10 protein-coding genes and 1 tRNA gene are annotated in these 19,811 nt (G+C 50.3%); 9 read left to right on the plus strand and 2 right to left on the minus strand.

What is annotated here, in order from left to right:
• Nucleotides 1-22: 22 nt before the first annotated feature.
• On the plus strand, nucleotides 23-5,056 hold the full coding sequence (locus ACYVB1_RS08670) for a translocation/assembly module TamB domain-containing protein (RefSeq protein ID WP_460922927.1): 5,034 nt from the start codon (nucleotides 23-25) through the stop codon (nucleotides 5,054-5,056).
• A 79-nt stretch (nucleotides 5,057-5,135) separates the two neighbouring features.
• Entirely contained in the window at nucleotides 5,136-7,427 is a 2,292-nt protein-coding gene (tamL, locus tag ACYVB1_RS08675; RefSeq protein WP_460922929.1) for a translocation and assembly module lipoprotein TamL, read from the plus strand.
• A 120-nt stretch (nucleotides 7,428-7,547) separates the two neighbouring features.
• Here tamL and miaA read toward each other — a convergent pair whose 3' ends face one another.
• The gene (miaA, locus tag ACYVB1_RS08680; protein WP_460922880.1) at nucleotides 7,548-8,477 is read right to left on the minus strand and encodes a tRNA (adenosine(37)-N6)-dimethylallyltransferase MiaA; all 930 of its coding nucleotides are present in this window, start codon (nucleotides 8,475-8,477) and stop codon (nucleotides 7,548-7,550) included.
• A 321-nt stretch (nucleotides 8,478-8,798) separates the two neighbouring features.
• Here miaA and ACYVB1_RS08685 point away from each other — a divergent pair, with 321 nt between their 5' ends.
• From ACYVB1_RS08685 to ACYVB1_RS08705, 5 genes are read left to right on the plus strand one after another with little or no spacing between them, the layout of a single operon-like run.
• A complete protein-coding gene (locus ACYVB1_RS08685) occupies nucleotides 8,799-14,036 on the plus strand; it encodes a PAS domain S-box protein (RefSeq protein ID WP_460922882.1) in 5,238 nt (1,745 codons plus the stop codon).
• A gap of 3 nt (nucleotides 14,037-14,039) precedes the next feature.
• Nucleotides 14,040-14,420 (plus strand): response regulator, encoded by a 381-nt coding sequence (locus ACYVB1_RS08690; protein ID WP_115564937.1) that lies wholly within the window; start codon nucleotides 14,040-14,042, stop codon nucleotides 14,418-14,420.
• The gene (locus ACYVB1_RS08695; protein WP_460922884.1) at nucleotides 14,421-14,696 is read left to right on the plus strand and encodes a hypothetical protein; all 276 of its coding nucleotides are present in this window, start codon (nucleotides 14,421-14,423) and stop codon (nucleotides 14,694-14,696) included.
• The gene (locus ACYVB1_RS08700) at nucleotides 14,693-15,454 is read left to right on the plus strand and encodes an MBL fold metallo-hydrolase (RefSeq protein ID WP_460922886.1); all 762 of its coding nucleotides are present in this window, start codon (nucleotides 14,693-14,695) and stop codon (nucleotides 15,452-15,454) included. Before ACYVB1_RS08695 ends, ACYVB1_RS08700 begins: the two co-directional genes overlap by 4 nt.
• Entirely contained in the window at nucleotides 15,455-17,029 is a 1,575-nt protein-coding gene (locus tag ACYVB1_RS08705; protein ID WP_460922888.1) for an NFACT RNA binding domain-containing protein, read from the plus strand.
• Between the two features lie 198 nt (nucleotides 17,030-17,227).
• On the opposite strand, the gene ACYVB1_RS08710 is transcribed toward ACYVB1_RS08705, so the two are convergent.
• Nucleotides 17,228-17,309 (minus strand) — tRNA-Leu (locus ACYVB1_RS08710).
• Nucleotides 17,310-17,616: 307 nt separating this feature from the next.
• On the opposite strand from ACYVB1_RS08710, the gene ACYVB1_RS08715 reads away from it, so the two are divergent.
• Together ACYVB1_RS08715 and ACYVB1_RS08720 are read left to right on the plus strand one after the other, a co-directional pair.
• Nucleotides 17,617-18,375, plus strand: a complete 759-nt coding sequence (locus ACYVB1_RS08715) for an ABC transporter ATP-binding protein (protein WP_460922890.1) — start codon at nucleotides 17,617-17,619, stop codon at nucleotides 18,373-18,375.
• 125 nt (nucleotides 18,376-18,500) lie between these two features.
• On the plus strand, nucleotides 18,501-19,748 hold the full coding sequence (locus ACYVB1_RS08720) for a hypothetical protein (RefSeq protein ID WP_460922931.1): 1,248 nt from the start codon (nucleotides 18,501-18,503) through the stop codon (nucleotides 19,746-19,748).
• The last annotated feature ends 63 nt before the right edge of the window (nucleotides 19,749-19,811 follow it).

The following is a 19,811-nucleotide window of genomic DNA, read 5'->3' on the forward strand; positions in this document are numbered from 1 at the left end:
ACTCTGGCCCCTTGCCTTTGTAATAGGACTTCTCATACTTATTGTAATTGCACTGCAATTCCCGCAGGTGCAGAATTGGATTGCTGACAAAGGAGCGAACTATCTCTCCGATACCCTTAACACTGAAGTAAGAATAGGTGGCTTTACCACCGACTGGCGCAATACCCTTGTCCTGAATGAGGTATATGTTGAAGACCAGCAACAGGACACGCTGTGGTACAGCGAAAGGCTCGGAGTAGACATGCGTTTCTTCTCGCTGCTGTCCGGGGAGCTGAACATTGGCGAGGTGAACCTGCAGAATGCCACAGCTAAACTACACATCCGCGAAGACAGCACCACCAACTTCGATTTTATTACAGAGGCTTTTGCAACGGATACCGCAGCGGCTCCTCAGCCTGCGGATACTGCTGCTGCCATGCAAATCTCCTTAGGCACCGTTATCCTGGATAATGTGTATGTGGTGTTCCGGGATGAAGCCGGAGGAAACTATGTCAGGACACGGGTTGGGGAACTGAAAACAACAATGGACGAGATAGACCTGGATTCCCAGCGCTACATTGTTGATGAAATACAGCTGGCCAACACCTGGCTGGACTTTAAGCAAACAAAGCTGCCGCCTGAAAGTGAGTCGGAGCCGCTGGAGATGGAGTTCGGCCTGAACCGGGTGGCACTGGAAAACATACGCCTCAGCTATCTCAGTTACCCCTCCGACCAGAACATTGAACTGGATCTGGGAGAGTTAGAACTGGTGGCGGACAACATCAACATGAAAGACACCCGTGTTGATCTGGAAAGTTTCGCCCTGCACAACACAGACCTGAAGTATATACAGAAAGAATATGTGCCTGCCGACTCGCTGGCCATAAACCCTGCCGAAGCAGTAGAAGACCTGGAGGAATCGGTGGAAAAAGCAACCGGAGAACCCGCAAACTGGATAGTGACGCTGGGCGAACTGGATGTAACAAACCTCGACGTGCTCTTTGAAAACGCGGATGCCCCGAAGCAACCGCAAGGAATGGATTTTAATCACCTGCGGTTTACAGATATTGCACTCGACGCACAGGATATTCTTTATAGCCTTAACCGCATCCGGGTAGACCTGAACCAGTTCACCCTCCAGGAGCAAAGCGGGTTTGCACTTCAAAACTTTGAAGCCAATATTGTGGTTGACTCCACCAGCGCCAGCCTCCAGAACCTAGACCTCAGAACGGGCAACAGCCATCTGCAGCGGGGCCTGGCCATGACCTACCCTTCTCTGGACGCCATCACTGAAAACCCCGAGCAGGTAGCGGTGGATTTAGACGTTCGCAACAGCTATGTGGGCATGCAGGATATAGCTTACTTTGCCCCTGACCTGGTGGAAGATCCTTCCTTCAGAAGCATTGCCAACTCCACCATCCGGGTAACAGCACAGGCCGAAGGGCAACTGGATAACCTACAGATACAGGAGTTGCAGCTCATAGGCCTGAAAAACACCTATGTCGATATCAGCGGCACGGTGCGCAACGCCATGGACCCGGACAACCTCTACATGAACCTCAACATTGACCGCTTTACTACCACCCGCACCGACATACAGGCGCTGGCACCGCCGGGCACCTTACCTCCTGATTTCCGCGTGCCAGCCCAGATAAGCATAACGGGTAACTACACCGGCACACTGACTGCTTTTGACGCCAACGCAGATGTCCGCACCTCATACGGTAACGTGAATGCTGTGGTGGATATGGACGCCAACGAAAACTTTACCGCCACTGTCCGCTCGGGCGGCTTTGACCTGGGGCAACTGTTCACCGACAGCCTGGGGCTGGGGCAGGTAGCACTGGTAGCCAGGGCAAGTGGCAACGGCCTGGATCCGGAAACTATGCAGGCGACTGTAGAGGCAGATGTACAGCGTTTCGACTATAACAACTACACTTATAACGACATCGATCTAAATGCCCGCATTAACCGCAGCGTGTATAATGTTCAGGCTGCCGCAGCCGACAAAAACCTGAACTTTGACCTGACAGGCACCTTTAACCTGCGCGATACTGCAAACGCGGTGTATGCCTTTAACCTGGATTTGCGGGAAGCAGACCTGCAGGCCCTCAACCTTTACGAGGAGCCACTGGTAGTGCAGGGGCAGCTGCAGGGTGAGTTTACGGGTGCTGACCCCAGTACCATCAGCGGCACCATGGAAGGACAGGATGTGCTGATACGGTACAACGAAACAGATTACCCAATCGACTCACTCTTTCTCGCCCTGGAGCAGGCGGGAGAAATGTCGGAACTGGAGCTAAGGTCTGATATAGCGGATGCGGAAATGCATTTCGAGAATTCTTTGGCTACCCTGCCTACGGCACTGCAAAAGTATTTCTCAAACTTTTTCGACCTGCAGCCGGACCCACCTTACCCGGCCGACGTGAACCTCCAGGATTTCAGGTTTGTGCTGGACTTGAAGCGCACCAACCTCATTACCGCTTTTGTGCCGGGACTGACGCAGCTGCAGATAGACACCACTATTACAGGAACCTATAACTCGGAAAATGAGCAGTTGGCAGTAGATGGGCACATCAATACCATTGTTTACACCGACTATACCTTGCGCGACCTGGACCTGCGCCTGCGTGGAGACCAGGACCAGATAAATTACAACCTCGAGCTGCAACGCCTGATATCTCCTTCGCTGCAAATGGAAAACATAGTGCTGGAGGGTGCTGCCCACGACGATGAACTGACCGTGCGGCTGGCTATAGCCGGCAACGACACCACAGAGCAGGAACGATTCGTAATCGGGGGGGCGCTAAACAGTGAAGGCCAGGGCTACCGCTTTTCTTTTAACCCTGATCAGCTCGTCGTAAATGGTGACGACTGGGATGTGCCACAGGACAATTACCTGCAGTTTGGCACAGACCTGCTGTACGCTAACAATATTGTGCTGCAGCACAACAACCAGGCTATCTCCCTGAACAGTACTGGCCCTGTCGGCCCGAATGCCCCTCTCAATGTAGGCTTCGATAATGTAGACATCGGCTATATTATGAGCACATTCCAGGACCCGCAGGACAGCCTGATTGCCGGCACCATCAATGGCGAGGCCACCTTGAACGACATTATGTCTGGTACGCTGAGTTTCACGTCAGACCTTACCGTAACTGATTTAATGTATGAAGGCACTCCTGTCGGCGACTTGGCGCTTGATGCCAGCAGCACCGGCGGCAACAGAATCAACATGAACGCCCAATTGACAGACAACGGCAATCAGGTAATCATAGACGGATTTATAGAAACTCAGCCAAACGCGACCTTACTTAACCTGAATGCCAATATTCAGAACCTGAACATGGCCTCGCTGCAGGGCTTTACGGCAGGCATGGTGGAAAACATGGATGGCCGGGCAAACGGCGACCTTCGCATATCCGGCACCCTGGATGACCCTGACATCATTGGGCAGCTTAATTTTGACCAAGCGCAGTTCACCATTACCATGTTAGGCTCATTGTACAGGCTGCAGGACGAACGCCTGGTATTTAAAGAACAAGGCATCAGCTTTCCGAACTTTACCCTGACGGACTCTCTGGGCAACGACCTCACGGTGAACGGCAACGTGCTGACGCAGGATTATACAGACTACCAGTTTGACCTGACGGCCAATACCGACCGGTTCCTGGCGCTCAATTCTACCGCTGAAAACAACGACCTGTACTATGGTACTGTCTGGATTGCTGCCAACGCCACTGTAAGAGGCAATATGGCCACGCCGGTGATCAGAGTGGAAGTAAGCGTGCTGGATGATTCAGATTTTACAGCCGTGATACCCGCCGATGAGGCAGGGGCAGCTGAAAGAGAAGGGATAGTGGAGTTTGTCAATTTAAACGAGTCCCTTACTGCTATTGTAGGCCAGGGGCAGGCAGATACAACAGAGGTGACAGGCTTTGTTGGGGCAGATATTGAAACAGAGATAAGAGTGACAGATGAGTCCACTATCACCATCGTGATAGACCCGATTACAGGGGATAACCTGTCGGTAAGAGGGACAGCAGATCCTTTGTATGTGGCTATCGCCCCTAGCGGACAGATAAACATGACCGGGCGCTACACCATTACGGAAGGCCAGTACAGCATGGATTTTTATGACCTGGCCTCGCGGGAGTTAGATATAACAGAAGGCAGCTACATATCCTGGACAGGAGATCCGCTTCAGGCTAACATGCAGATAACAGCCATCTACAGGGTCCAGGCAGCCCCAAGGGAGTTGGTTGCCTCACAGACAGTGGCCGATGACCCTGCCCTTCGAAACCAGCTTCCTTTCCAGGTTTATGTGAATGTGGAAGGTGAGATCCTGACTCCTGAAATCAGCTTTAATATTGAGCTTCCGGAAGAACAGCGTGGAAGAGCGGGCACACAGGTAGTGAGCAGCCTGGAGAGGCTGCGGCAGGACGAGTCTGAGCTGAACAAGCAGGTTTTTGCCCTGCTGGTGTTAGGGCGCTTCCTGGCCCCGGACCCACTGGAAAGTTCCGGAGGAGGTCTGGCGGCATCTGCCAGAGGTAGCCTAAGCGGCGTTCTGACAGACCAGCTCAGCCAGCTAACGGAACGTTATGCAGGAGGCCTGGGGCTTGAACTCGGGGTGAACTCCTACGAAGATTACTCCTCCGGCTCCGCCCAGGGCCGTACAGACCTGAACGTGGCACTGCGCCAGCAGTTCCTCGACGACCGCCTCACTGTGCGCGTAGGCAGCGACATCGGCTTGGAGGGACAGGGACAGGCAAACCGGTCTATGAGCGGTTTCGGTGGGGATATCTCTGTGGAATATTCTATTACCGAAGATGGCCGGTTACGGGTTCGCGGATTCCAGCGTAACCAGTACGAGGGTGTATTGGAAGGCGGTGATGTACGGGCAACCGGTGTTTCCCTCATCTACCAGCGCGACTACAACAATTTCTCCGACCTTTTCCGCAGCTTTGAGCAGGAACAGGCAAGGGAAGCTGAACGCAGGAAAGAAGAGGAAGCAGAACGCGTAAGGAAAGAAGACAAAATCAAGGAGGAAGACGCCGAACCGAATTCAACAAAATAGACAGTAGTACTTTATGACACCAACCACCTTAACCTGTAAGCTACCGCTACGCCCCTACCTCCTACCGCTCCTATTCCTCATGCTGATAGTGTCGGGTTGTAACATGACCAAAACAGTACCGGAGGGCGATGCTTTATTTACAGCTTATAGTGTAAAAGTAAAAGGCGAAAGAGACAGCAGCAACAGACAATCCTTGCTTGAACCGGAACTGGCCGCCACTGTGCGGCCAGAGCCAAACTTCTCCATCTTAGGCTGGCGCCCCTGGCTTGGCATATACAATGCTTTTTACACCGAGAAAGAGAGCGGTATAAAACACTGGATAATGGAGAAGTTCGGAGAGCCCCCGGTTCTTTTCTCAGAAGTGGACACTGGTAATGTCAGTACCATTATGAGCAACCGCCTGCACAACCGGGGCTACTTCAACAACACGGTTGGGAGCACTGCCACCATCAAGAACAAAAAAGCAACCTTAGAGTGGACTGCCTCCGTTGGTGAACCCTACCGCCTGCGTAAAATAGAGTACACGCTCAACGACTCCTTACCCGTGCACCAGGCCATTGCACAAACAAAAGAAGGATCACGCCTGCAACCAGGGCAGCCCTACGACTTGCAGCGTTTGACGCAGGAGCGCATTCGCATCGACAGTCTGCTCCGGAACAGAGGCTATTACTTTTTCAGTCCGGAGGTACTTATTTTCAGCATGGACTCTACTGTAGGCGACAGGCAGGTGGATGTACTGCTTCGGATAAAAAGAGCAGCAGAAGCCAAAGCACTGCGCGCCTACACCGTTGATGATGTGTTCATCATGGCCAATTATAATATGGGCGACAGCCTTTCTACCAGCGACACCATTGATGTAAGAGGCTATCATTATATCCCAAATGAAGATTATGTAAAGGCCAAGCACTTGCTCAGAGGCGTATTTATTGAGAAAGACAGCCTGTATACCCGGCAGGATCAACTACTTACCGTGAAGCGCTTAAGTGGACTGCCTGCCTATAAATTTGCCAACCTTGAGTTTGAAGAGGATACCATTCAGAACAATAAGCTGGATGCATTCCTCTACCTGACGCCTGCCCTGAAAAAGTCGCTGCGTGCCGAAGCCCGCATGGTGAACAAGTCAAATAATTTTGCCGGACCTGGTGTTACCGTTTCGTTCCGTAACCGCAATGCCTTCAGAGGATCAGAGTTGTTCACCCTGGAGGTTACCGGCAGCTTTGAAACACGCACGGGCGGCACGGGTACAGGCGATGCCCCTGAAGGGGTGAACCAGGTAGGGAACGATAACCTTACCTCCTATGAACTGAGTGCACAGGCCTCTCTGACTATCCCGCGTATTGTGTCGCCATTTAATCTGCGTAACCTGCGTACGGAGTTCGTGCCACAAACGCGCATCGGGCTTGGCTTCAGTTTCCTGGACAGGGTTGAGTTTTTCCAGATGCACTCTTATAACGCCACGTACGGCTACAACTGGCGCCCGAGTCAGTTCTGGACATTTGATGCCACCCCCATCAACCTGCAGTATGTGCGTGTAAACAGCAGCCCTGCATTTGACTCTATACTACAGCAAAGGCCTTTTTTACAGCGCAGTTTTGAGAACCAGTTTATTATCGGCTCTATCTACCAGGCTACTTACAGCAACCAGATGCTGCAGCGTACGCACCAGTTCTTCGACAACATTACGCTGGACTTGTCTGGGAATTCTCTTAATGCTTTTCAGTCGGTTACAGGGTTTCCGCCACCAACGGATGAGGAGCCACGCACCGTTGCAGGAAGCCGGTTTGCGCAGTACGTTTTGCTCGACAATGACTTCCGATACTACCTGAACATAGGGGCTGAGAGCCAGTTGGTAGCCCGCCTGGTGACAGGTGCCGGCTATTCCTATGGCAACTCTACGACCCTGCCATATGTGAAGCAGTTTTCTATTGGCGGTCCTAACAGCGTCCGGGCATTCCGGGCTCGTAGTGTCGGTCCGGGTACCTATGAAATACCCGACTCTGTCGCATTTTCTTTCTTTGACCAGACAGGGGATATCAGGTTACTCACAAACCTGGAGTACCGTTTTCCGATTGCGGGCTTTTTTAAGGGTGCCGTTTTTGTGGACGCAGGTAATATCTGGTTACTGCGCGAAGACCCGACGCGTGAAGGAGGCAAGTTTGAGGCAAACGACATACTCAATGAACTGGCAGTCGGTACGGGATTCGGCTTACGGGTGGATGTAGAGTTCTTTGTTATCCGCCTGGACCTGGGTATACCTGTGCGCGTACCTTACCGGGCTCCGGGAGAGCGCTTTGTGCTCAGCGAATTTAACGGCAGTTTCAGCGGCGAAAACAGCATGGTGCTGAACATCGCCATCGGCTATCCGTTCTAGTTCAATTTTGAATGACTGAATAACTGAATTTATAATAAAAATGGGAAACAGCTTTTTATGAGAAGGGGAAACCTTCTCATTGCTAGTGTTCAAATTTTCAGTTATTCAGTATTCAGTTATTCAAAATTCCTGAGGGACTTCCCTATCAATGTACGCCACTATCTCCTGCCACTGCTGCGGCTCAAACCAGGCATACTCATCCGGGTACTTTTTAAACCAGGTAAGCTGGCGCTTAGCATAGCGGCGGCTGTTGCGCTTTAGCAGGCGCACGGCTTCCTCCCAGTCATAAGCACCCTCCAGGTAATCAAATATTTCTTTGTATCCCACGGTTTGCAGCGCATTGTGCGCCCTGTAGGGGTATAAGGCTTTGGCTTCGTCCAGCAAGCCCTGCTGTAACATCAGGTCCATGCGCCGGTCAATGCGCTGGTACAACTCGCTGCGGTCGCGGTGCAAACCTATTTTGATGATATTGAAGGAACGCTCCTGCTTTTCACTTCTGCGGAAGGAAGAATAAGGGAAGCCACTGGTCAGACACACTTCTACAGCCCGGATGATCCGCTGCGGGTTGGCCTTGTCTACCTGGGCAAAATATATCGGGTCCAGTTCCTGCAGTTTGTCAAGCAGCGGCTGCAGTCCTTCCGTCTCATACTGCCGTGTCAGCTGCTCACGCACGCTTGGGTCAGCATCCGGCATTTCATCCATGCCTTCCAGCACCGCACGCACATACAGGCCTGATCCACCTGTCATGATGATCACATCGTGTTGCAGGAAAAGTTTTTCGAGCAGCGCCAGTACATCCTGCTCAAAGGCGCCGGCATTATACTCGTCTGCTATACTGTGCGAATCCACGAAATGGTGCGGCACCCCTTGCTGCTCTTCCTTTGTGGGTTTGGCCGTACCAACGTTCATTTCCCTGAAAAACTGCCGGGAATCAGCCGAAATTATCTCTGTCTGGTAATGCTTTGCCAGCTGCACGCACAGGTCTGTTTTGCCAACAGCCGTTGGCCCCACCACCACCACCAGGTGTTTCTTCTTATGTGTACTTGCCATCTTTTTCCAATTTTATGGAAGCCTCTTTCTTCCTGCTTCCAACAGAACCCTTGCACTGCCTAAACATCGAACTCCTTTTTCAATACAGGTGTTGGCCTTAATCTATGGCTGTAGAGACAGCAGGAGCAGTTTTGAAACTGAGTTTTACCGGTAAACGGCTACTGCAGCCTCAGCATAGCAGCAGCTAAAAATGTTTATGTGCTGCAACAATAGCCTGATAAGCAATTTTTTGCTAATTTATCGCTTATTTTAGAAACAGAGCATACATGTGGTTGCTGGTGCAACATTCATATTACCTATTTTAATTTAGCTTAAGACAGCATGTCCTTTTTACCTGACCAGAACACAAGCGCCACTCTTACCCACCATGCCACTGCCCTACTTCAGGTATTGGAGCAACTGACTGAGCCATCGCATGGCTTAGCCATCGCTCACCCTGATGGCAGCCTGCTGGCAGTAAATGCGCAGGTCAATAAATTTAAGTCTGACAGCTTAAACGGCAACAGTACCATTGGCAACCTGCAGGAACTATTGTGCCTGGCACAGGAGGAATATACCCTGATGCTGAAAGGCGTGGTGGCACAACAGGTAGTAACCGGTAAATCAAACAGCACATCCGCCACCACATGTCCAGCCTACACCTACAATATGCGCCTGATGTATTTTCAGGAGGAGGCGTTTGTATGCGCGGAGCTGGCATTTATGGCACAGCCATCTGAATTTATCTCTGCAGATAGCTATCACCATGTTTTTGATGGCAGTACCGAACCCCTTTTTCTGCTTAACAGCGAGGGCTCCTTTATCGATATCAACAGAAACGCGCTAAGGCTCTTAAAACAGGAAAAAGAGGAAATAATTGGCAAACCTGTTTCTGAGTGCTTTCAATTAAACCTTTTTGAGCGGGTAGCGCTGAAGAAACAGATACAGCAGGCACTGCAAGGCGGAAAGCAAAAGTTTGAATGGTGGCTTCATGAAAGCGACAAGGAGCTGCTTCCTGTAGAAATAACCTTACAGAAAGGGGAGTTTCAGCACCAGGTAGTACTTTATGGTGGGGTTAAAAATCTGAACGAGGTAATCGGAACAGAGCAGGATATCCGCTTCCGAAACCATCAGCTGGAATTTGTGAACCAGCTGATTACGAACCTTTCCTCCTCCGATAGCCAGTATGACGTACTGCACAATACCTTAAATGAACTTTTAGAGAAAAGCGATGCCTCCGGTGGCTGTGTGTATACCTGTCTACCCGATGAGGGTAAAGCAACACTCTCCTATTCTGCCGGAGAAAACGGCAACCGCCGGGCGCCCGATGAACTTGCGCTGGATCAGCAACTCCTAGCCCAGTTATTAACAAAAGAAAAGCCCAGGGCACTGGCACGCATACAGGAGCAATTAAATGCAGCATTGTGCCGCCAGATTACGCTGGTACCTATTACAACAGAAAAAGAAGTGCTGGCGCTTATCCTTGTCTGGACAGGCGAGCAGCATCGCATGACTCCATCTTTTACAGCGCTGCTCGATTTTATAGGTACTGCCATCGGCCAATACATTGCACGGCATCAACTGGAGGAGCAGCTTACCTACACTGAAGACAAATACAAACTCCTTTTCGAGTCGTCTTACGATGCTATCCTGCTGTTTAAAGACGGTGTAGTGGTAGAGTGTAACGAAAAAGCCATCGAGTTTTTCCGCTGCACCCGCGAGGACCTGATTGGACACAGCCCCTCCGATTTTTCTCCTGAGCTACAGCCGGATGGCACCAACTCCACCCAAAAGGCGGAAAGGCTGATGCAGGAAGTACTGTCAATCGGCAAGCCCATAACATTTGAGTGGAAGAACCGCCGCAAGGATGGTACCCTGCTGGATGCCGAAATAAGTGTCAGCCGCCTTATCATTGACGGGGAGTATTACATACAGGCCTTTAAGCGGGACATTACGCAGCGCAAGCAGGCCCAACTGGCCAAGCGGCGCGAAGAGGTGATGCGGGAGTCGATGGACCAGTTCCGCAATTTCCTGGATAAAGTTAACCTCATCTATTACAGCCTCGACACGAAAGGCAACATTGCTTTCACCAACAACTACTTCCTGAAGTATGTGGAGTACACAAAGGAGGAGCTGATTGGCAAGAACTTTTATGAACTGCTGGTGCCGGAGCACGAAAAAGCTTTCAGGCTGCAGGATTTCCACAAGCTGCTGGAAACAAAGCAGCTGAGCTCCTACTATGAGCGCGATATTGTCACGAAGTCCGGGCAGTTGAAGACGCTGCGCTGGAACAGCATGTTTGAGTACAACCAGGAAGGCGCGGTGACCGGTGTGACGAGTGTCGGAAAGGATATGACAGACAAGCGTATCGCGATGGAGGCCCTGAAGGACAACAAGCTCCGTCTGCAGGACCTGTTCGACAACTCGCATGACATTATCCAGAATATCTCGGCTGATAACAAGTTCATCTTTGTAAACAAAGCCTGGAAAGACCGCCTCGGCTATACCGATGAGGACATAGAGTCGCTGACACTGAATGATATTGTGCACCCTTACTACAAGGCAAAGCTTATTTACCAGCTGCGCAACCTGTACAAGGGCGAGAATGTGAACAAGATCGAGACCGTGTTCCTGACCAAAGCCGGTAAGCCTGTTCACCTGATAGGCAGTATTACCTGCAGCTGGCAGGACGGACGCCCTGTGGCAACGCGCGCCATCCTGCACGACATTACCGACCGTATCAAAGCGGAGCGGCTGCAGAAGGTATATTACAGTATTGCCAACCTTGCCATCAGCAGCAAGGACCTGAACTCCCTGTACTCGGCCATACACCGGGAGCTGAGCAAGATCATCGAAACGCGAAACATCAGTATAGCACTGGTGGAACACGAGCACAAGTACCTTAACTTTGTTTACCTGGTAGACCAGTACATCGATAAAGCGACAAGACCACACCTGGGGCGGCCTTTCTCAACCGGCCTCTCAGAGTACATTATCCAGACAGGGAAGCCGCTGTATATGCAGAAGCAGGCCTTGCTGGAACTGGAGGCACGCGAAAACCTGACACTCTTCGGGGCCACTCCTGAGGTGATTCTCTGTTCGCCGCTAGCCATTGGTGAACGCATCATTGGCGTCATCATGCTGCAGGATTACCAGAACCCCGATGCGTATGTGCATACGGACATTGAGATTCTGCACTTCATCTCGAACCAGGTGGCCCTGGCCATTGAGCGTAAGCGAAACGAGGAGCAGATTAACAACCAGAATGCCCGGTTAAATGCCATCTTCGAGAGTGGTACCCACCACATGTGGTCGATGAACCGCAATTATGAACTGACCTCCTTTAACCGAAATTTTGCAGACAGCTTCGAAAGCCGCAGTGGTCAGGTATTACAGCCTTACACACGCATCAACGACAGTTCTATTGTAGCAGCGCACGAAAGTTCTTATGCCTTCTGGGAAGAAAAGTATAAAGCAGCTTTCAACGGGCAACCCCAGCACTTCGAAGTGTACATCCAGCAAACAGGAATCTGGCGCGAAGTGTACCTGAGCCCCATCTACCTTCCGGATGGCACCTTCGAGGAGATTTCCGGTATGGCCCTGGATATGACAGACAAGAAGATGGCGCAGCTGGCTCTTGCAAATAATGAAAAGAAATTCCGCCGCATTTTCGAGTCCTTCCAGGACGTTTACTACCGCAGCTCTTTAGAGGGTGTCATCGAACTGGTAAGCCCTTCTATTGCACAGTTGCTGGGGTACACCGAAGAAGAAGTGCTGCAACAGAAAACGATTAACTTCTTTGCCAACCTGAAAGACCTGGCCCGTTTACGCCAGCGCGTGCTGAAAGAGCAGAGCTTCCGCGACATGGAGGTGGAACTGATATGCAAAGACGGAGAGCAGAAAACAGTGCTCATAGACTCACGCCTGGTTTATGATGAGGAAGGAAAGCCAGCGGCGCTGGAAGGGGTGGCGCGGGACGTGTCAGAACTTAAGCGGACGCAGAAAGAGCTGTTAAAGGCAAAAGAGGAGGCGGAAAACCTGCTGAAGGTGAAGACCCAGTTCCTGGCGAACATGAGCCACGAGTTGCGCACCCCGATGAACGGTATCATCGGCATGATCGACCTGCTTAACCAGGTGAACACCGATCCGGAACAAAGCGAGTACATCGACACGCTGCGCAAGTCATCAGACGCCCTGCTGGCCATACTCAACGACATTCTGGACCTGAGCAAAATACAGGCAGGCAAGCTCGTAACCCACGAGAGTGGTGTAGACCTGCACGAGACGCTGGATAAAATCCATTCACTTTTCGTGAACAGGGCGCAGCAAAAGGACTTAAGCTTTACTTATAGCATCAGTCCGAACACGCCACGCTACGTTTACACAGATGAAACCCGCCTGATTCAGATCCTGTCTAACCTGACATCCAATGCCATTAAGTTCACGAATGCCGGCAATGTCAGTATCAGTGTGGATTCCGAGCAGTTAGACGAGACACATTATAAGCTGCACGTACGCGTGAAGGACTCCGGTATCGGTATCTCTCCGGAAGACCAGCAACTGCTGTTCAACGACTTCATGCAGCTCGATAATTCTTCTACCAAAACATTTGGTGGCACAGGGCTGGGCTTAGCCATCTCTAAGCAGCTGACACAGCTGTTGGGTGGCGACATTGGCGTAGAGTCTGAAGGCCATGCCGGCAGTGTGTTCTGGTTTGATATCAAGGTGCGACGGGCCAATGCAGAGGAGGTAAAAGAACAGCAGCAACGCCAGCTGCAGGAAAGTGCGGAACCTCAGACGTTGGAGCACCATCCTGCCGTACTGCTGGTAGACGACAACCAGATAAACCAGAAAGTGGCGCAAAAACTTCTGGACCGCTTAGGCTGTATCACTGATACTGCCTCAAACGGCTACGAGGCCATTGAACTGGCCACCAGCAAGCACTTCGACATCATCTTCATGGATATCCAAATGCCCGAGATGGATGGTGTTACGGCAACAAGAATTATCAAAGAAAGAATGGGAGAAACCGCCCCTCCTATTGTGGCCATGACAGCATACTCCATGAAAGACGACGCGGAGAAGTTCATGGGCCAGGGCATGGACGATTATGTATCGAAACCTGTAAAAGGTGCTGACCTGCATGCTATTATCGCGAAGTGGGAGCAGCAGGGCAAATTTGGCCAGCCAGTGAACGGGGAACAGCCTGAACCTGAATTACCGGAAGTTGCAGCCAATGAGTCGATTATAGACATGGAAGTGGTAGACCAGCTGAAGCAGATAGGCGGGCCGGATTTTGTGAAGCAGTTGTACTGTGAGTTCGAAGAAGAAGCTGCTCTGCTGCTCGACGAAGTCAAAAAAGACTTGGAGTCACAACATTACAATGCTATTTTAAGTACATTGCATCAGCTGAAGGGTACTGGCTTCACATTAGGTATTGTTTCGCTTGCTGAGCTTGCCAAGCAACTGGAGCATGACATAAAACAAGAACGTTTGGAGCATTTAGATGAAAATTTCTCCAAATTGCAGTCTCATTACGAAAACTATCGCAAATATTATAAAGAAATTATACTCTGTTAGCACATGGCTGAAAGCAAAACTATTTTGATCGCTGAGGATAGCTCCGTCATCCTCAACCTGACAAAAAAGATATTGGAACTCCAGAAATACAAGATCCTGACTGCCAAAAACGGCGGTGAGGTAATCAAACAGGTGGAGAACAACAAGATCGATGCAATTCTGATGGACCTGAACATACCCGTGAAGAGCGGTATGGATTGTACACGCGAAATCCGTGCGCATGAGAACAAGGAGATAGCCAACATTCCGATTATTGCGGTTACGGGCAACGCCAATAACTACAGCATGGAGGATTTTAAAGAAGCCGGCATCAACGATTACCTGCCAAAGCCGCTGGATTTTGATGCGCTGGTATTAACAGTAAAGAAACATACGGCACAGTAAATGGAGCTAAAGTACACGCGGCCATTCTTAAACAAGCTGGAGGATATTTTTGCAGAGTCTGACTTTGTGCTGCGCTACGAAAAAGGAAACTTTAAAGCAGGTTACTGTTTATTGAAGGATATGAATGTGGCTGTGGTAAACAAGTACTATAGCCTTGAGGGCAAGGTGAATTGCCTTTACGATATCCTGCGTACCATTTCTGTAGATGAAAGCAGGCTAAGTGACAAGAACAAGCAGCTTTATCTCCAAATCCGCAACCAGGAAAACACCAATTGAGAGTTACGTTATTAGGCACTGGCACCTCGCAGGGCGTTCCCGTTATCGGGTGCACCTGCCAGGTCTGCCGTTCTGTAGACTACCGTGATAAGCGACTGCGCGTATCGGTGCACCTCCAGGTTGATGATAAAAGCATTATCATCGACTCCGGCCCCGACTTCAGGGAACAGGTGCTGCGGGAGCGTATTAAAACGCTGGATGCACTGGTGTTCACCCACGAGCACAAAGACCACACCGCAGGCCTCGACGATATACGTGCCTATAACTTCATGCAGCAGCGAGACATGCCGCTCTATGGGGAGGATCGTGTGCTGAACCAGCTAAAACAGGAGTTCTCCTACATTTTCTCTAACTTCAAGTACCCGGGTATTCCGCAGGTGCAGCTGCACCCTATCGTAAACCAGCCGTTTGAGGTGGAAGGGGTTCTGTTTACGCCTGTCCGCGTGATGCACTACAAACTGCCTGTATTCGGCTTCCGCATCGGCGACTTTACGTACCTCACAGACCTGAACTACATCTCTGAAGAAGAAAAGGCAAAAGTAAGGGGTTCGAAGGTGATTGTGCTGGATGCGCTGCGGCACGAGAAGCATATTTCCCACTTCTCCCTTCAGGAGGCTGTGGAGCTACTGGAGGAACTGCAGCCTGAGCGGGCTTACCTGACACATATCAGCCACCTGATGGGGCTTCACCGCGAGGTGGAACCGCAACTGCCAGAATTTATCCGGTTAGGCTACGATGGCCTGCAGATAGAACTATAAGTGCACCAGAACTACTACTTTTTCAAGCAACTGACGCAGGCGCTGCGCCCGAAGCTAACGGGCATGCAGGCTGCCACGGCGTTCAGCCAGAACAAGGATGAGCTGGTGCTTGGCTTTGTACGGGCAAACGAGGAGTTTTATATCCGTGCCTTGCTCACCTCTCACTTCTCTTCACTCTCTTTTCCTGCTGATTTCAGAAGAGCCCGCGCCAACACCGTAGAGCTGATGGAGGCACTGCAGGGGCACACAGTGGAAGATGTGGTGCAGCACCTGAACGAGCGCAGCTTCTACCTGAGGCTTTCCGGAGGCATGCTTCTCCTTTTCAAGCTTTTTGGCAACCGGTCCAACATTATCCTGTACCAGGGCTCGGAACCGCTGGAAATGCTGCACAACAAGTTCGACGCCGATGCAGACCTGAACCCGCTGGACATGGACCGCCCCCTGCCCCAGAATTACGAGGCCTTTGCTGCGGTGCATGGAAATATCCGGAAAATCTATCCTACTTTCGGCGACATTCCTGCTGCCTACCTCGCGGAGCGAAACTATACCCAACAGCCACTGGAAACACAGTGGGAACTGGTGCAGGACATGCTGGAGCTGCTGGAAGCACCGGAAGCATACTATATCATCCGGTATGAAGGCAAACTGCGCCTCTCCTTGCTGCCCATCGGAGAAATTGTACACACATACCCAGAACCCTTAGAGGCTCTGAACAATTATACCCGCTTTTACTTATCTGAAACAGGATATGAGCGGCAGTATGAGCAGGCAAAGCAGCAGCTGGAGCGAAAGCGCCAGGTAACACAGGCCGTGCTGGAGAAATCAGAGCAGAAGCTGCAGGAGCTGCGCCACGACCGCTCCTACTCCCAGACGGCAGATGTGCTGATGGCCAATCTCAGTAACATACCGCCCCGTGCCACCGAAGTAGCGTTGTATGATTTCTACTCTGACCAGCAGCGCGTGTATACGCTAAAGCAAAACGAAACACCGCAGAAGCAGGCGGAGCGCCTGTACCGAAAAGCCAAAAACCAGCATGTGGAGGTAAAGCAACTGGAGCAGAAAACTGAGCGGAAACTGGAAGAACTGATTGTGCTAGAGGACGCCCTGCAGGCACTGGCAGAAGTACAGGACAACAAGCACCTCAAGCAATTCCTGCGCGACTACAGCCATCTACTTTCTACAAAGCAGCAGGAGCAGCAGGAGATGCCTTTCCGCTTGTTTGAGACAGAAGGATACAAAATTCTGGTAGGTAAAAGCGCTAAAAACAACGACGAGCTTACGCAGCGCCATAGTTACAAGGAAGACATCTGGCTGCACGCGAAGGATGTTTCCGGCTCTCATGTGATAATAAAGCACCAGGCCGGGAAAACCATACCCAGCACTGTACTGGAGAAAGCCGCGCAGCTGGCAGCCTATTACAGCAAGCGCAAAAACGACTCCCTCTGCCCGGTAATGTATACACCTAAGAAATGGGTGCGCAAGCCCAAAGGTGCTGCTCCCGGTGCCGTGGTGGTAGAGCGTGAGAAGGTACTGCTGGTAAAGCCGGAAAACCCCTTTGCAAACAACCCGGGCTAGGAATTACTCATTGATGCTTTGCTGCAGGATATCGTGAGGCATTTATCTTCAAACCAGACTTTGCTACGGTCTTTTAACCAGCCAGCAGTTGGTAAGAACACACAGCAGCGCCAAAAAATATATGGTGATGACTATAAAACAAAAAAGCAGCTTTCGCTGCTTTTTTGTTTTATCTGATAAGATATCAGTTTCAGAAAGTGCGCGCGGGGAGATTCGAACTCCCACACCCGAAGGCACCACCCCCTCAAGATGGCGTGTCTACCAGTTTCACCACGTGCGCAGGTAAAATGTGGTTGCAAAAATAAAGAGGCCTTTTGACATTTGCAAAGCCCTATCCCCAAAAACTGGATTATTCTTTAAAAATATCTTTTAAATAGGTAGCAAACAGAACTTTATATCAATAGCTATGTTTAACTTTATACAACCGTTCTGACAAAGAAGACATAGATCATGCGGGTTAGAAGTCAGGGTAAAAGGTAAGGTATTATTTTTATCATTTAAAGAAGATGAAGAGTATATACCTCGCGTTACTTGAGTGCGACAAATTTTGGCGCATTTATTTTTAGTTATTTCGTACGTGAAAGCATATGAGCATCGAGATTAGTGGACTATCAAAAGGTTTTGGAAAAAAACATGTATTAAAGGAGCTCAATTTAACAATAGAAAAAGGGCAATGTTATTGCCTGCTGGGCAAAAACGGTGTTGGTAAAAGTACCTTCCTGAATTGTATTCTGGACCTGATGAAGCCAGATGCAGGCAACATTTCATTGTTTGACAAAAACTATCAGCAAAACCCACTGGAGGTAAAGCAGAATTTAGGTGCCCTCTGTGAAGACAATCCGCTGATTGAAGAATTCACAGGTTTGGAGTACCTCAACTTTGTGGCAAAGCTTTACCGCCTCTCTCCTGCTGAAGCAGAGGAACGCATTGCCAGCCTCACGAACTACTTTTTTTCTGATAAAGAATCGCTGTACAAGAACATTGCCGGCTACTCCACTGGTATGAAAAAGAAGGTAGGCATTGCAGCGGCTATCCTGCACAAGCCGCAGGTCCTTATTCTGGACGAGCCTTTCACAGGCCTCGATCCGATAGCCGCACAATTGCTGGTAAATCTTATCCGCAGCTACCGCAATGCGAACCGCGTAATCCTTATCTCGTCCCACGACCTGAATTATGTGGAGAAAGTAGCCACCCATATTGGCGTTCTCAACGACGGACAATTGATGTACAATGGTTCTGTCCAGGAGTTCACCATGAACGGGGTCAACCTGATAGACCAGGCCCTGTTCCAGTTACTGCTGCCACACCACAACGCTGAAACAAACATGGATTGGATGCTTAACTGATACTTGTGATGGATCTGATACTTTTTTCCTGCCGCGCAAGAATAGACAGTTTTTTCAGGCCGAAGCCCAAACAGCGGGGGCTTTTGCTTGCGCTGGGTATTTTATTAGCGGGGTTTTACAGTTTGATGTTCACGTATCTGCTGCAGCAGGCCCATAATGATACCGGTGTAATTCAAAAGGCGGAACAGGTAGTGGAGTACTCTAACCTGTTTTTGCTGGTCATTATTATCCTGAGAGGTTTTTTCCCGGCTTATATACCCAAAGCAGGTGTTATTCAGCGCATCTACCCTATCAGCCCGCTACAGAAATTCTGGACGGAACTGACGGTGGAACTGGTTTCACCCTTCTACTTTATAGCGCTCAACTTCCTGATATTCCTGTTCCTGATGGCACCGACCTATGATTTGGTGCACTTCCTGCAAAGCGTACTGGTCCTGCTGACTGCTCACGTCACGCTCCGTTCGCTGCAGGTGTTTGTGGAGCGCAAGATAAACTGGGCCAGCAGCTACTTTTACATGGCATCCGTAATGGCGGCGGCTTTTGTGGCCTTGCAGGTACGGGTGCCTATGTTCAGGCCTACCTCAGACTGGCTGATGCTGGTGGTGCATGCCTCTGCTCTCGGCTTTTTTACCACAGCCAGTTATTTTTTAGAAAATGCTGCTACAGATGCTCGCAGGAAGGTGGTAACCTACAGCAGCAGTGCCCGCCGTAGCCTGGGATGGCGCCTTTTCAAAAATCATAAATTAGCCAGGCAGATGCTCATTTTCGGCATGGTGTTCAAAGTGATTATTTTAGCTGTTGATGCCACCTCCTATCTAAAAAAAGGGAATCATATATTTGATGATATCTTTTCGCTGTGGCTGTTTGTAGGACCTTTTGTCATGTTTTCCTATGTGTTCAATAACGTTTGGGGCTTTTACCGCAACCTGTGGCTAACGATTGAGCGCAGTAGTGGCAGTTACAAGGATTTCATCAAGGCAAGCCTGCTGCCGCTGCGGGTGCCGCTGCTGATGGATGCCGTACTGACGTTCCTGTATGTTACTTTCTTCAATCACGAGAATGCGCTGTTCATCGTGCTGATGTACCTTGCCTCTATTCTGGTGCTCACACCATTCGGAATCATCGCCTCTATTGTGAGCCCTAGGGCAGTGAAAGGTGGCCTGTTCAGTTTTAGTGCGAAGACATCTTACCTCTACAACTTTATCGCGATCATCTTATTCAGCATGCTGTTTCTGCCTCTCATTCACCCGCTGCTGTACCTGGTATACCCGCTGCTGATAGGTGGTGTCTTTTTCGCATTGGTGGCTGTGCTGCGGGAATATCCTGCGTATAAGCACAAGCTGTTTGAGACACTCTTCAAAGTAGAAGCTTAGATGCTGTAAAGGCACAAACAAAAAGCCCCGGCCGAAAGGCCGGGGCTTTTTGTTTGTGCTCAT

The sequence above is a fragment of the Pontibacter brevis genome (genome assembly GCF_054779655.1).